At 66.5% G+C, this 14526-nt stretch carries 10 protein-coding genes and 1 tRNA gene; 3 read left to right on the top strand and 8 right to left on the bottom strand.

What is annotated here, in order from left to right; genetic code table 11:
- Positions 1-13: 13 nt before the first annotated feature.
- The 4 genes from ASG62_RS25645 to ASG62_RS15290 all read right to left on the bottom strand — a co-directional run bounded on the left by ASG62_RS25645 (position 14) and on the right by ASG62_RS15290 (position 8126).
- The gene (locus ASG62_RS25645; protein WP_082537062.1) at positions 14-1810 is read right to left on the bottom strand and encodes a ThiF family adenylyltransferase; all 1797 of its coding nucleotides are present in this window, start codon (positions 1808-1810) and stop codon (positions 14-16) included.
- Complete coding sequence (locus ASG62_RS15300) at positions 1803-2879, bottom strand: cyclic GMP-AMP synthase DncV-like nucleotidyltransferase (RefSeq protein ID WP_056692243.1); 1077 nt, start codon at positions 2877-2879, stop codon at positions 1803-1805. The genes ASG62_RS25645 and ASG62_RS15300 overlap by 8 nt, the downstream gene beginning before the upstream one ends.
- 11 nt (positions 2880-2890) lie before the next feature.
- Positions 2891-4012, bottom strand: a complete 1122-nt coding sequence (locus ASG62_RS15295) for a patatin-like phospholipase family protein (protein ID WP_082537061.1) — start codon at positions 4010-4012, stop codon at positions 2891-2893.
- 268 nt (positions 4013-4280) lie between these two features.
- A complete protein-coding gene (locus ASG62_RS15290) occupies positions 4281-8126 on the bottom strand; it encodes a vitamin B12-dependent ribonucleotide reductase (RefSeq protein ID WP_056692239.1) in 3846 nt (1281 codons plus the stop codon).
- A 591-nt stretch (positions 8127-8717) separates the two neighbouring features.
- Here ASG62_RS15290 and ASG62_RS15285 point away from each other — a divergent pair.
- Positions 8718-9872 carry a sensor histidine kinase gene (locus ASG62_RS15285; protein WP_056692060.1) on the top strand — a complete coding sequence of 385 codons (1155 nt, stop codon included), beginning with the start codon at positions 8718-8720 and terminating at the stop codon, positions 9870-9872.
- A gap of 24 nt (positions 9873-9896) precedes the next feature.
- Here the strand turns inward: ASG62_RS15285 and gpt are convergent, their stop codons facing one another.
- Entirely contained in the window at positions 9897-10394 is a 498-nt protein-coding gene (gpt, locus tag ASG62_RS15280) for a xanthine phosphoribosyltransferase (RefSeq protein ID WP_056692056.1), read from the bottom strand.
- Between the two features lie 27 nt (positions 10395-10421).
- Positions 10422-11198 carry a competence/damage-inducible protein A gene (locus tag ASG62_RS15275; RefSeq protein ID WP_056692053.1) on the bottom strand — a complete coding sequence of 259 codons (777 nt, stop codon included), beginning with the start codon at positions 11196-11198 and terminating at the stop codon, positions 10422-10424.
- 216 nt (positions 11199-11414) lie between these two features.
- On the opposite strand from ASG62_RS15275, the gene wrbA reads away from it, so the two are divergent.
- Entirely contained in the window at positions 11415-12014 is a 600-nt protein-coding gene (gene wrbA / locus ASG62_RS15270) for an NAD(P)H:quinone oxidoreductase (RefSeq protein WP_056692050.1), read from the top strand.
- Between the two features lie 73 nt (positions 12015-12087).
- On the opposite strand, the gene ASG62_RS15265 is transcribed toward wrbA, so the two are convergent.
- Both ASG62_RS15265 and ASG62_RS15260 read right to left on the bottom strand, forming a co-directional pair.
- Positions 12088-12173 (bottom strand) — tRNA-Leu (locus ASG62_RS15265).
- A 134-nt stretch (positions 12174-12307) separates the two neighbouring features.
- Positions 12308-12535, bottom strand: a complete 228-nt coding sequence (locus ASG62_RS15260) for a hypothetical protein (RefSeq protein ID WP_056692045.1) — start codon at positions 12533-12535, stop codon at positions 12308-12310.
- A 142-nt stretch (positions 12536-12677) separates the two neighbouring features.
- Between ASG62_RS15260 and ade the strand changes: the two genes are divergently transcribed.
- Positions 12678-14480, top strand: coding sequence for an adenine deaminase (gene ade / locus ASG62_RS15255; RefSeq protein ID WP_056692235.1), 1803 nt, complete (start codon positions 12678-12680; stop codon positions 14478-14480).
- The last annotated feature ends 46 nt before the right edge of the window (positions 14481-14526 follow it).

The following is a 14526-nucleotide window of genomic DNA, read 5'->3' as shown; positions in this document are numbered from 1 at the left end:
GGTCAGCGGCATCTCACGCGCCATCCCCAGGGTCGCCGTCCGGCCAAGGCAGTTCCGCCTGTCTCCCGCCATCCGCCAAGCCAAGTCGATCCCATTCCTCCGTCGGTCGACCGCCGAGAGCTGCAGCCCTTGTCTTTCCGGTAACCCAGATTCGATGCGTCGAACGATGCACCGTGCCGAGCAGGCAGGCCACCGAGAGATCGGCCACCAGCGAGGTGACGTATCCCAGTTCCACGGGGCCGTACGGATGATAGTGCGCGCCGCACGCGGGCTCCTCGAGCGCTTTGTCGCCTCCCGGCCAGTCGAAGAGCTTAAGCTTCGGCACCCCGGTTTCGCCGATGCCGGCGAAAAGGCCGGCGCCGTCAGACGCGATCGCCACGGCGTGTCCGGCCACGGCGTGCGTTTCGGTCCACCCATATACGAACGGAGATGGCCGATCCGCCGCCTCGTGCCATCGATCGAGCGCATGCTCGGCCGCCCAGCTTCCGGTCGCCGCCACCACCACGTCCGCATCGTTGAGGATGTCCGGGCGCGACGCCATCAGTGCAAACACGTCCATGGGCAACCCGGCGACCGCCAGATGCGGGAAGCGGCTCCTGATCGAGCGTGCCAATTCCTCGGCCTTGTTGGCACCGACCGATTCGGCTCCAAGCGGATGGCGACCGACGTTCGCCCAACTGAGTGTGTCGTAGTCGACCAGGTCGAGGCATCCGACGCCCGCCTGCGCGAGGGCCAGCGCCACGGGCGCGCCGACCGATCCACATCCGACGATCACCGCCCGCATTCCGGCCAGCGTCAGGGCGCGGGCATCGTTTCCCCTGCCGTGCACCCAGCTGTGGTCGGCGCGACGGATTGCCATCCGGCGCACAGGTTCGTCGCCGAGCATCCGGGAGATCGCGACTGCCGCCGGCAGGCGGCCCGGGCGAAAGCCACGATGGACCGACGGCGAGCGTTCCGGTCCAGCCCGCATCGTTAGGTTAGGTTTCGCGATCGTCACGCCCACCAAGCCCGGTCCGCCACGTCCGTTCGCGCCGATCGCCACGAGAAGTGAATTTGGCATCCTCTCGACCGATCGGTGGAGTATTTCGGTCGCGCCGGCCAAGTCGGCAAGACGATCGAAATCCCTCGCGCGGTGGGGATACATGGCCGGGAGCGGAGGCTCTGGAAGCCACAGGAAGAGGGCTTCCTCCATCCGCGCGTGGCGCGTGTCCAAGCCCGGAAAACGGTTGCCCAGCCAATCCCGAAGTTGCGCGTCGTCCTCGGCGATCACCGTGTGACGCGCACCGCGCCATGCCCTTACGGACCGGGAGGGCGGGACCGGGTTGAGCAAGCTGTCCGGCTCATGACGCGAACTGAGGTCGTAGTTCCAGTATGTAAGGAACTCCTCCCGAAAGTCCCTGTCGATGCACGACCCGTGGAGCAACTCCTCCACAAGCCGGGAACCCTTGCCGAGAAGGTTGGTCGTGACGGCCGCGGGGTCCCGAGGATCCACCTCTGCATCTAGCGGTAGGAGGCACAGGACGCCGTCGCTCTCGACATGCGGCCACGTGAGCTTCGGTGGGTGCTCGACGAGAGCGATCCTGGGCAGCCCGGCAGGAAAGCTGGGTTGGACGAGAACGTCGAGATGCCTGACGACCCCATCCGTGAAACCGATCGCGACGCGCCATCCGTCGACGAAGCCACGACCCGCATAGACGACGAGGTCCGATTGATCCAGACGCCGCACTGACCCCCCGCCGAGTTCCTGCAGCCGTTCGTCGAGCGCCCGTGTGGCGTCGTCGCGGGGCTGAAGGAATCCGCCGTCAGGCATGTCGGCCGCCCCCTTCCTTCCTGACGGCGCTGGCGGCCGCCGCCTCGCGGTCCGCCCAGAAGCCGGAAGAAAGGACACTTGGCGTAGCTACGCCCGCTGCGACCTTTGCCGGCTCCTTGCGAGCGCCGAAGAACGTCGTCGCGAACGCCCGGTCCCACGTGGCCAGCGCACGTTCCCTCGTGCAGTCCGCCTCGTTCAGCGATGCGAGGTCGTCAAGCGCCTCCGACAATCGATCCCTGAGATATGCAGCCTTGGGGTCGCCGGAGCCGTCGGGCCCCTGGGTGGTAATGGTCTCAGCAGGCGTTACCGGGTGATCAACGACAAGGTTCACTTCCAGGCGATCGCGCATGGCCCGCATGGTATCGTAGAGCGCGACGTCCTCGCGCGTCGCGTGGGCCCTGTAGGTTTCGGTCACCAGCTTGGTGATCCCAAAACCGCTGAGGATCTTCCCGGACCAGCCAGCCCGGCTCCTCGCGAACATTTTGATCTCGCGCGTCACGCGCCGTAGCTGGCGACCGTTTGAGGTGTCCGGGCTTTGCGCTTCGTTCTCGGATTTGAACCAACCGGTCACGTCGCGGGCGTCCGATCTCTTCCAGGTCGGCCCCGCGAGTTCATGGTGGTGGGACTCGTTCCCGAGCCAGTCCTTCGTCGTTACCCGGCGGTAGCAAGGGATGTCGACATGGTAGCCTTTCGCATACTGCACGCGGACGCAGTTCCGGCGAACTTCAGGTGGAGTGCTTAAGTTTCCGTCGTCCACGGCATCGCGCACCATTTCCTTGACCTGCCGCGCGCTGAGCTCGCGACCCTTTTCGTCGACGAGGTCCTCCTTCCAGAAATAGACGCCATCGTCGATGTCGTAGTCCTTCGAAGGATGCTGAACCATCGTCCGCATAGCGTAGCTGCCTTGGCTTCGAAACTCGATGGGCGTCGGATCGCCCTCGCGTTCCAGACCGCGCCAAGCCTTGTCGCGGTTCGAGTCCCGGCGGTTTCGCATTTCGGTCCGCTCGGGGTCGGGAAGGGTAACGCGCTCGTCGTGGTAGGCGAGAATGTCGTTGGAACAGTCGTACATGGTGGTCTCCTTCACCCGTCTTTTTCAGCCGCCGCGGCCGACGGTGCGGGCGGAAGGGACATGAACAGGTCCTTAATGAGCGCGCCTTCCGGGTTGCCCGGATCGTCACAGGCACTCTTGGTCATGTTGGCGTCCCGGTACGCCTGCTGCACCAGTCGGTCCATCGCCTCACGCCGGGTGTCGTCAAGCGCCAGGAACGGCATCATGCTCGCCGGGACGTCCTTGTTCGGGAACCTTACGGTCCGGATGGAACGCCCCGACTCGTGAAGGGCGATCGCGATGAGGCGCGCCATGTGGTCGAAGGCGAACTCCTGCGCCGCAATGCCAAGCGGCGCGACGTCGGCGCCGAGCCGCCACTTGAGCATCGAGCGATGCGCCTTCGCTTCGGTCACGTGCTCGCCCTCCGGTCGCGGACAGGTGCCGAGCGAGAAGATCTCGATCGGTTGGCCCGGCGTGGCATTGAGCAGCGCGTCCGTCATGCCGACCATGATCGGGTTGTTCGCCCATAGGCCGCCGTCCGCAAAAACCTGTTTGGGCGCGTTCGGCGAAGCCGGGTTTTCGACGGCGGCCAGGGAGCGGTAGATGGGTGCGGCACTCGATGCCATGCAGACGTCCACCAGAGGGTAGCGATCGTCGCGGCGACCACTTTTGGGGGTTCGCTTGAAGACCCAAGCCTTGTGGGAACTCATGTCGATGGCCGGGATCGAGAGTGAGATGCCGCGCTTTTCGAAGACGCCGCCGATTGTCTCGTCTGCCAGCACCGAGGAGAGTGCTGTTCGAAGGGCCTGGTCGCCGCGACGGACGTAGTACGACCCGGTCATCGCTCGGAAGATCGCGCTTCGCCTTCCCTTGATGCGGTGAGGGAAGATCCGTGGCCCATGCTCGCGGTACAGGTCTACGACGTCGGTCATGGGTTTGCCGATCGCCAAGGCGCAGGCGACGATAGCCCCTGTGCTCGTGCCGGTGATGAGGTCGAAGCCGCGCCCGAGGTCAAGCGAACGTTCGCCACGCGAGACAGCGAACTGTCCGACCAAGCTCTCAAGGAAGGCTGCTGTGTAGATGCCGCGCATGCCGCCGCCATCGAGACTTAGCACTCGGTAAGGGGCAATCGCGGTGGCTTCGGAGCTCGTCATCTTCGGTTGGCTTCCTCTACAAGCGCCGCATTGCGGCAACCCAAGCATCTGGCGTTCCCGCACCTATTTCGTCTGCGCCACCATTCGATCATGGTTTGTTCCCGAATGAATTCCTGCGCGGCATGCGCCGCGCAGGTTTAGTCATTGGCCCTGAACGAAAAACACCTCGTGTCGGTGTAGGCTATAATTCCTGCTTCATACATGGGAGTTCAGAACTTTGGTTCCGATTCCACAACTTTGGTGACTCCGACAAATCCCAGTCGGCATATCATGAGCAACCACTACTACCTCCGCAGGTGTCGCATTTCAGACAGGTGCCGTTGCGCACCATGGTGAAGTTGGCGCATTCCGAGCAGCTTTCGCCGGTGTAGCCTCTCATTAGAGCCTGGGCGCGGCGGTCGGCGCTGGTGGTCTTCGGCGCGCTGGCGGCCTCGACGCGGGCCTTGTCCTCTTCGCTGGCGGCATAGGCGAGCGGGCTGTCGAAGAGGCCCTGAGCCGGGGAGAGGTCGGTGATCGGCGAGGGCTTCGACAGAGGCGCCTCGGCACCGCGCCGGAAGGCGAGGGGCTCGGCGGCCGTCTTGGCGGCCGTCGCCATGCGGGGTGCGGCGGAGCCGATCGCGGCCGGGCGGGCGGCGCCGATCGGGGTGGCCGGGGCCGAGACCGCGGAGGCGGCGGCCTTCGGAGCCGGCGCTGCGGCCGAGCCGACGGGATCGCTCGAGGAGACCAGGCGGAACTTCGCGGTCTGGCCGCGCACCATGCCGGACGAGATCGGCAGAGGTGCCGGCTTGTCGCCCTCGACGCCCCGACCCACCGTCGAAGCTCCGAAATCCTCGGGCTGCACGTGGGCGAGATCCTGCCGTCCGAGATAGGAGACGGCGAGTTCGCGGAAGATGTAGTCGAGGATCGAGGTCGCGTTCTTGATGGCCTCGTTGCCCTGCACCATGCCGGCCGGCTCGAAGCGCGTGAAGGTGAAGGCCTCCACATACTCCTCCAGCGGCACGCCGAACTGCAGGCCGAGCGAGATCGCGATGGCGAAGTTGTTCATCATCGCGCGGAAGGCGGCGCCTTCCTTGTGCATGTCGATGAAGATCTCGCCGAGGCGGCCGTCGTCGAACTCGCCGGTGCGCAGGTAGACCTTGTGCCCGCCGACGATCGCCTTCTGCGTATAGCCCTTGCGGCGGTTCGGCAGCTTCTCGCGGTCGCGGATGACCTTTTCCACGATGCGCTCGACGATGCGCTCGGCGACTTCCGTCGCGCGGGCGGCGGAGGGCGCCGCGATGAGGGCGGCGGCCGTCTCCTCGACGATGTCGTCGTCCTCGTCGCTGTCCTCGGCGATCAGCGAGGCGTTCAGCGGCTGGGAGAGCTTGGAGCCGTCGCGATAGAGCGCGTTCGCCTTCAGCGCGAGCTTCCAGGAGAGCATGTAGGCCTTGGTGCACTCCTCGACGGTCGCCTCGTTCGGCATGTTGATCGTCTTGGAGATGGCGCCCGAGATGAAGGGCTGGGCGGCCGCCATCATGCGGATGTGGCTCTCGACCGAGAGGAAGCGCTTGCCGATGCGCCCGCAGGCATTGGCGCAGTCGAAGACCGGCAGGTCCTTGTCCTGAAGATGCGGCGCGCCTTCCAGCGTCATCGCTCCGCAGACATGGACGTTCGCCGCCTCGATATCGGCCTTGGAGAAGCCGAGATGCGGCAGGAGCTCGAAGGAGAAGTCGGCGAGCTGCGCGTCGGTCACGCCGAGCACGTCCTTGCAGAAGGCGTCTCCCAGCGTCCAGCGGTTGAACACGAACTTGATGTCGAAGGCGCTCTTCAGCGCCGTGTTCAGCGCCGTGATCTGCTCGTCGCCGAAGCCCTTGGCGCGCAGGCTGCCGGGGTTGATGGCGGGCGCCTGGTTGAGATTGCCGTGGCCCACGGCATAGGCCTCGATCTCCGCGATCTGGGCCTCGCCGTAGCCGAGCGTGCGCAGCGCCGCGGGAACGGCGTTGTTGATGATCTTGAAGTAGCCGCCGCCGGCGAGCTTCTTGAACTTCACCAGGGCGAAGTCCGGCTCGATGCCCGTCGTGTCGCAGTCCATGACGAGGCCGATCGTGCCGGTCGGCGCGATGACGGAGACCTGCGCGTTGCGGTAGCCGTGCTGCGTACCGAGCTCGACGGCATGGCTCCAGGCGGCCTTGGCGCGGCCGGAGAGGCGCTTGTCCTTCAGCGAGGCATGGTCGAGCGGAACGGGATCGACCGCCAGCCCCTCGTAGCCGTTGGCGGTGCCGTGGGCGGCGCGGGAATGGTTGCGCATGACGCGCAGCATGTGGTCGGCATTGCGCTCGTATTCGGGGAAGGCGCCGAGCTTGCCGGCCATCTCGGCCGAGGTCGCATAGGAGACGCCCGTCATCAGGGCCGAGACGGCGGCGCAGATCGCGCGCCCCTCGGCCGAATCGTAGGGAATGCCCGAGGTCATCAGGAAGCCGCCGATATTGGCGAAGCCGAGGCCCAGCGTGCGGTAGTCGTAGGAGCGCTGCGCGATCTCCTTGGAGGGGAACTGCGCCATGAGGACGGAGATCTCGAGCACGATCGTCCAGAGGCGCGTCGCATGCTCGAAGGCCTCGGTGTCGAAGCGGCCCGTTGCTTCGCGGAACTGGAGAAGGTTCAGCGAGGCTAGATTGCAGGCGGTGTCGTCGAGGAACATGTATTCCGAGCACGGATTGGAGGCGATGATCTCGCCGCCCTCCGGGCAGGTGTGCCAGTCGTTGATCGTCGTGTGGAACTGGATGCCGGGATCGGCGGAGGCCCAGGCGGCGTAGCCGACCTGGCTCCACAGCTCGCGCGCCTTCAGCGTCTTCACCACGCGCCCGTCGCGGCGTGCGGTGAGGTTCCAGTCGCCGTCGGTCTCGACGAGGCGCAGGAAGTCGTCGGTGACGCGCACCGAGTTGTTCGAGTTCTGGCCGGCGACCGTCAGATAGGCCTCCGAGTCCCAATCGGTGTCGAGCACGGGAAACTCGATGTCCGTATAGCCCTGGCGCGCGAACTGGATGACGCGCTTGACGTAGTTCTCGGGAACCTGGGCGCGCTTGGCGTCCTTCACCGCGCGCTTCAGCGCCGGGTTCTTCATGGGCTCGAAGCAGTCGCCTTCAGGGCCTTCACAGTTCACGCAGGCCGAGAGGATGAGCTTCAGGTGCTTGGAGACGGTCTTGGAGCCGGTGACGAGGGCGGCGACCTTCTCCTCCTCGCGCACCTTCCACATGATGTACTTCTCGATGTCGGGATGGTCGATGTCGACCACGACCATCTTGGCGGCGCGGCGCGTCGTGCCGCCCGACTTGATGGCACCGGCGGCCCGGTCGCCGATCTTGAGGAAGCTCATGAGGCCGGAGGACTTGCCGCCGCCGGCCAGCTTCTCGCCTTCGCCGCGCAGCTTCGAGAAGTTGGAGCCCGTGCCCGAGCCGTACTTGAAGAGGCGCGCCTCGCGCACCCAGAGGTCCATGATGCCGCCCTCGTTCACGAGATCGTCGGCGACGGACTGGATGAAGCAGGCATGGGGCTGCGGATGTTCGTAGGCCGAGGTCGAGCGGGTGAGCTCGCCCGTCAGGTAGTCGACGTAGAAATGGCCCTGGCCGGGGCCGTCGATGCCATAGGCCCAATGAAGGCCGGTGTTGAACCATTGCGGGGAGTTCGGCGCGACCTTCTGGGTGGCGAGCATGTAGGCGAGCTCGTCGCGGAACGCGCGCGCATCCTCCTCGGAGGCGAAGTAGCCGCCCTTCCAGCCCCAGTAGGTCCAGGTGCCCGCGAGGCGGTCGAAGACCTGCCGCGCGTCCATCTCGGAGCCCGTGCGCTCGGCTTCCGGGATCAGCGCCAGCGCCTCCTCGTCGGGCACGGAGCGCCAGAGCCAGGACGGCACGTCGTTCTCTTCGACGCGGCGCAGGATCTTCGGCACGCCCGCCTTGCGGAAATACTTCTGCGCCAGAATGTCGGCCGCGACCTGGCTGAACTGCGCGGGCACCGCGATGCCTTCCAGGCGGAAGACGATGGAGCCGTCGGGGTTCTTGATTTCGCTCGTCGCCTCGCGGAACGGGATCGTCTCATAGGCGCTGGTGCCGGCCTTGGTCGAGCGGCGTTCGATCGTCATGCCCATGGGTTCATCCTCGGTGCGTCAGCCGACAGGACGCGATGGTCCCGTCGTCGAAAAGGGGTTCGACGGTGGCCCGGCGGTGGCCGGCGGTCATTTAGTCGTGAATGCGGTGTCGGACACCAGATATAGTAGATGCGAGATGCTTAAGCGAGTCTTTCCGCCGGGTCCATCGCCGAGTCCGGCGTTCCCCGGCTCTCGTCAAACTTAGTTAAAATGCCCGCCATCGCCGATTCTGCTGAGGTCCCGATCGATCTTCCGCAGCGTCCGCCGAGGATCGCCGCGTCCGATTTATCCACAGATTTGCAGAACCGTCCGGTGCCGGTTGTCACGCTGCAAGGCCGGTCCGGTCAAGGAAAGGCGGGCTGGAATTGCGGTCGGGCGAGCGGGATCGGAAGAAGATCGGGGATAGCGGGCATAACACCGACGAGCCCTTCCCATCGGCATCTTCAACGCGACCGAAAAGGGAATCGGTCGGGGCCAACCTTGACGAAAAGCCGACATGCACCTTTTCCCCCAAGGCGATGCAGGATCGCAGAGATCGGTCATGGTGTCGGACGCGTCGCCACGGTCCGCGTGGAGTCAACGGACATGGCGCAGAACGAGGGCGGGAGCCTGTCGGAAGCGGAGAAGGGGAGCGCAGGCGTCGATCCGGAACCCTATGGCGCTGAAGACCTTCTCGACACGCCCCGAGAGGAGGCCTTCGACCGCGTCACCAATCTCGTCGCGCGCCTGCTTCGCGCCCCCGTGGCGCTGGTGACGATTCTCGATCGGGACCGTCAGTTCTTCAAGGGCGAGATCGGCCTGCCCGAGCCCTGGCATTCGCGCCGCGAGACGCCGCTCACCCATTCCTTCTGCCAGTATGTCGTTCGAACCGAAGCGCCGCTCGTCGTCGCGGACGCCCGCTCGCATCCGCTCGTCTGCGACAATCTCGCGATCGGCGATCTCGGCGTCGAGGCCTATATCGGCCATCCCATCCGGCGGGCGGACGGCGTCGTCATCGGCTCGCTTTGCGCGATCGACGTCGTGCCCCGGACCTGGACGGAGGAGGAGGAGGAACTGCTCGCCGATCTCGCCGGCATCATCGAGACCGAATTGTCGCTCCGCCAGGAGATTCGCCGCCGCGAAGAGGCGGAGGCGGCGCGGATGCTGCTCATGCGCGAGATGGAGCACCGGGTGAAGAACAGCTTCGCCAAGGTGCAGGCCATCGTGAGCCTGACGCTGCGCGGACAGGGGGATGCGGTTGCCCTGCGCGAGGCGGTGGTCGAGCGGATCGCGGCGCTCGCCCGCACCCAGTCGCTTCTCGCCGATGCCGGATCGCGCGGCACCACGGTCGGTGAAATCCTCGCCAACGAGCTCTGCCACTACGACGAAGGCGTCCGGGGCACGCTGGGCTCGCACCTGACCTTCGACGGCGAGACCGTGCGCGTCAGCGACGAGGAGGCGGTCTCCATCGGCATGGTCGCGCACGAACTCGGCACGAACGCTGCCAAATACGGCGCGATCGCGAAGGGCGGCTTCATCCACGTCGCCTGGCGCGAGATGGACGGGGAGGGTCGGCGGCGCCTGCGGCTGGAATGGCGCGAGACGGGGGTCGCCATCTCGGCCCAACCCGTAACGCGAGGTTTCGGCTCCAAGCTCCTGGAAACGCTGGTCGTGCGCCAGCACAATGGATCGATCACGCGGGACTGGCCGGGGTCCGGCCTCGTCCTCGTCGCGGAGATCGATCTCGCCGAGCGGGCCTGATCGACCCGGCCGAGCCGGTTCGGCTCAGCCGGCCGAGCCCTTGGCGATCGGCGCCTGGAAGGTCAGGCCGAGATCCCAGGGAAAGAAGATCCAGGTGTCCTGGCTGACCTCGGTGATGAACGTATCGACCAGCGGCCGGCCCTTCGGCTTGGCGTAGACGGTGGCGAAATGGGCCTTCGGCAGCATGGCCCGCACGAGGCCGGCGGTCTTGCCGGTGTCGGTGAGATCGTCGACGATCAGGATGCCTTCGCCCTCGTCCTCGATGAGGAGCGGCGAGATTTCCTTGAGGACGCGCAGCTCTCCCTGCTCGGAATACTCGTGATAGGAGGCGATGCAGACCGTCTCGATCAGGCGCGTGCCGAGCTCGCGCGAGATGATCGCGGCCGGGACCAGCCCGCCGCGCGTGATGCAGACGATCGCCTTCCACTCCGGGCGGATGCCCGCAAGGCGCCAGGCCAGGGCCCGCGCATCGCGGTGGAACTGATCCCAGGAAACGGGAAAGGACTTCTCGACGCTCGACATGACGGCTCTCCGGTCAAAAAACAGCCTCTAGACGCCGGCGTCTTTGCCGACAAGGCCAAGCGAGCGGCCGACCTCGGTAAGCATCGCCTCGACATCCGCCTTCGCCGCCTCGATCTTGGCCGGATCGCGCGAGCGCAGCACGATCTCGGCGGAATAGCCGGAGGGGCCGCCGCCGAAGCGCGGATAGGAGCCGATGGCGACGCCGGAATGGCGCCCCTGCACGGCGCGCAGCGGCCCGCCGATATCACCTTCGCCATAGGGACAGTCGACCGAGGCGCTGCGCATCGGCTCGCCCGTCGGGAGCTCCTTCAGGACATTGTCGAGCATGGCCTGGAACACGGCGGGCACACCGGCCATGACGAAGACGTTGTCGATGCGAAAGCCCGGCGCGGTGGAAACGGGATTGTCGATGAGGCTGGCGCCTTCGGGCGTGCGCGTCATCCGGCGGCGTGCCTCGGTGAAGGGCATCTCGCGCCTTTCGTAATGCGCGGCGAGCAGCGCCACGGCTTCGGGATGCTCGGTGACGGGGAGGGCGAAGGCCGCCCCGATCGCATCCGCCGTCACGTCGTCATGGGTCGGGCCGATGCCGCCCGACGTGAAGACGTAGTCGTATTCGCGGCGCAGCGTGTTCACCGTATCGGCGATCCGCGCGGGCTCGTCGCCGACGATGCGGACCTCGCAGAGATCGATGCCGGCCGCCGTCAGAACCTCGGCGAGATGGCCGATGTTCTTGTCCTTCGTCCGGCCCGAGAGGATCTCGTCTCCGATGGCGAGCATGGCGGTCTTCGGCGGCTGTGTCGTCATGGCGGGCACTCGGGTCAAGGATCGGCGAATCTGAAGCGCGATGAGAGCGTTGCGCCGCGGCAAAATGCAAGGCGCCGCCATGTCCCATCCGACAGTCGCCTCAGCGTTGACGGATCGTAGCGTCGCGGGTGGCTTCCCAAGACGCCGGTTCGCCTATCTCTAGGCGCGGATGCGGCAGCCGGTTGGGCGCGTCGCCGGTGATCGAGGGGAACGACCATGGCCAAGGTGCTGGTGCTCTATTATTCGAGCTACGGACATATCGAGACGATGGCGAAGGCCGTGGCGGACGGCGCCAGGAGCGCGGGCGCATCGGTCGACATCAAGCGCGTGCCCGAAACGGCTCCGGCCGACGTCGTCGCCGCCGCGCATTTCAAGACCGACCACGACTTCCCCGAGGCCCAGCCGGAGGATCTGGCCGGCTACGACGCGATCATCGTCGGCGCGCCCACGCGCTACGGCAACATGAGCTCGCAGATGGCGTCCTTCTGGGACCGCACGGGCGGTCTCTGGTTCCAGGGCAAGCTCGTCGGCAAGGTCGGCGGCGCTTTCACCTCCAGCGCGACCCAGCACGGCGGCAACGAAGCCACGCTCTTCTCCGTGCACAAGGTCTTCCTGCATCACGGCCTGATCGTCGTCGGCCTGCCCTATTCCTTCCAGGGCCAGATGGACAACAGTCAGATCACCGGCGGCTCGCCCTACGGCGCGACCACCATCGCCGGCGGCGACGGCTCGCGCCAGCCGAGCGCGAACGACCTCGACGGCGCCCGCTTCCAGGGCAAGCACATCGCCGAGATCGCGACCAAGCTCTTCGGCTGACGGACGGCCGGCTCGACCGGCGACAGGGGGAGCGTCTTCCGGGCGCTTCCCTTTTTTGTATGTGATGAGAGAGTGGTGCGGGCGGCGGGACTCGAACCCGCACGGGACGAGGCCCGAGGGATTTTAAGTCCCTTGCGTCTACCATTTCGCCACGCCCGCAAGCCTTGTGGCGCAAGGCTTTCATGAGGCCGGTGCTGCAGAACCGGCTGACGGTTTTGCAATCGAGCCTCACGTCTCGTGACTAGCGCGTTTTTCCCAACCGCTCAATCGTCTCGGCGCCTGTCGGAAACCCCTCAGTTTTCCTTCGTGCACAAAGCCGGCGAGGGCGGGCTGCCGCATTCCTTGGCGAGGTTCTTCTTGCTCGCGCACTGGCCGGTGCGATGGATGCGCCAGCCAGGCCCGCCGCGGCAGCCACAGCCCTTGCAGAACGCCTCGACTGTCTCGAACCGTGGCGATATCGATGCGCTCGGCGGCGGCGGCGCGAGGTGGCCGATCAGGGCGAGAGCCAGCAGAAGTTTCATCGGTTCATGCCCTCTGGAAGCGTATCGTCTGCGCCGGGTGCAATCATAGCGCTCACATCTTTCGCATGCCTTACTTCTTTCCCGCTGGACGCCGCCCGCTCGCGCTGCACAATGCCGCCGACGATGAATGCTGGATGCGACGATGACCAAGACCGCCACCCTCAGCCCTTTCGAGACCGCCGCGCCGCGGCTGGTCGACGTCGCGATGGGCCGCGCGCCGGCGGATCTGGTGATCCGGGGCGGGCGCTGGGTGAACGTCCATTCCGGTGAGATCATCCCGAACACGGACATCGCCATCCGCGACGGGCGCTTTGCCTATTGCGGGCCTGACGCGTCCCACGCGATCGGGGCGGGGACCGAAGTGGTCGAGGCGGAGGGGCGTTATCTCGTGCCCGGCCTCTGCGACGCGCATATGCATGTCGAGAGCGGCATGGTGACGGTGACGGAGTTCTGCCGCGCCGTCATTCCGCACGGCACGACCTCGATGTTCATCGATCCCCACGAGATCGCCAACGTGCTCGGCCTGCCCGGCGTTCGGCTGATGCACGACGAGGCGATGGCGCAGCCGGTCAACGTCTTCGTCCAGATGCCGTCCTGCGTGCCGTCCGCGCCGGGGCTGGAGGAGGGCGGCGCCGAACTCGGCGCGGCCGAGATCGCCGAGGCCATGGCCTGGCCGAACATCGTCGGGCTCGGCGAGGTCATGAACTTTCCGGGCGTCGCGGCCAACGACCTCGTCATGACCGGCGCGATCGAGGCGACACGGCGCGCGGGCAAGACCGTCGGCGGACACTACGCCTCGCCGGACCTCGGCCTGCCCTTCCACGGCTATGTCGCGGGCGGGCCGGAAGACGATCACGAGGGAACGCGCGCATCCGACGCCGCCGCCCGCGTGCGCCAGGGCATGAAGGCCATGCTCCGCCTCGGCTCGGCATGGTACGACGTCGCCGAGCAGGTGAAGGCCGTCACCGAAATGGGCCTCGACAGCCGGCACTTCATCCTCTGCACCGACGACTGCCATTCCGGCACGCTGGTTCGCGACGGCCATATGGACCGCGTCGTCCGCCACGCCATCGCGCAAGGCTTGAAGCCGATCACCGCCATCCAGATGGCGACGCTGAACACGGCCGAGCATTTCGGCCTTGCCCGCGAACTCGGCTCGATCGCGCCAGGGCGCCGGGCGGATCTGCTTCTCGTGTCCGATCTGGCGACGCTTTCGATCGACGCCGTCTATGCGCGCGGGATGAAGCTTGCCGAGGCCGGCCGTCTCGTGGCGAACCTGCCCGCCTATCCCTATCCGGCGGAGGCCAAATCCACCGTGCGGCTCGGCAAGCATCTGTCGGCCGAGGATTTCGCGGTAAAGGCGCCGGAGGGCTCGAACGCGGCCCATGTGCGCGTCATCGGCGTCGTCGAGAACCAGGCCCCGACGCGCGCGCTGGAGGCTCGCCTGCCCATCGTCGACGGCTTCGTCGAGCCGGATGCGGCGGCCGATGTCTGCCACATCGCCCTCGTGGAGCGCCACCGGGCCACCGGGCTCGTCTCCAACGCCTTCGTCTCGGGCTTCGGCTACTCCGTCCCTTGCGCGCTGGCCTCCACCGTCGCCCATGACAGCCACCACATGATCGTCGTCGGCACGAGCCGCGACAACATGGCGCGCGCGGCGAACCGGCTGGGGGAGGTCGGCGGCGGCGTCGTGTTCTTCGCGGGCGGCGAGGAGAAGGCGATGGTCGAGATGCCGATCGCCGGCCTCATGTCGAACGAGCGCGCCGAGATCGTCGCCGAGAAGGCGGACCGGCTGATCGAGGCGATGCGGCAGGCCGGCTGCACGCTGAACAATGCCTATATGCAGCACTCGCTGCTGGCCCTCGTCGTCATTCCGAGCCTTCGCATCTCGGACAAGGGCCTCGTCGACGTCGACCGTTTCGAGATCGTTGATCTGTTCCTCTGATCGAGGGACCGCGCGGCGCGGTCTTTACATTTCGGGGCGTCTGGAA

This window comes from Aureimonas sp. Leaf427 (genome assembly GCF_001425485.1).
GTDB lineage: Bacteria > Pseudomonadota > Alphaproteobacteria > Rhizobiales > Rhizobiaceae > Plantimonas.
This window is presented reverse-complemented; position numbering and strand designations above follow the sequence as displayed.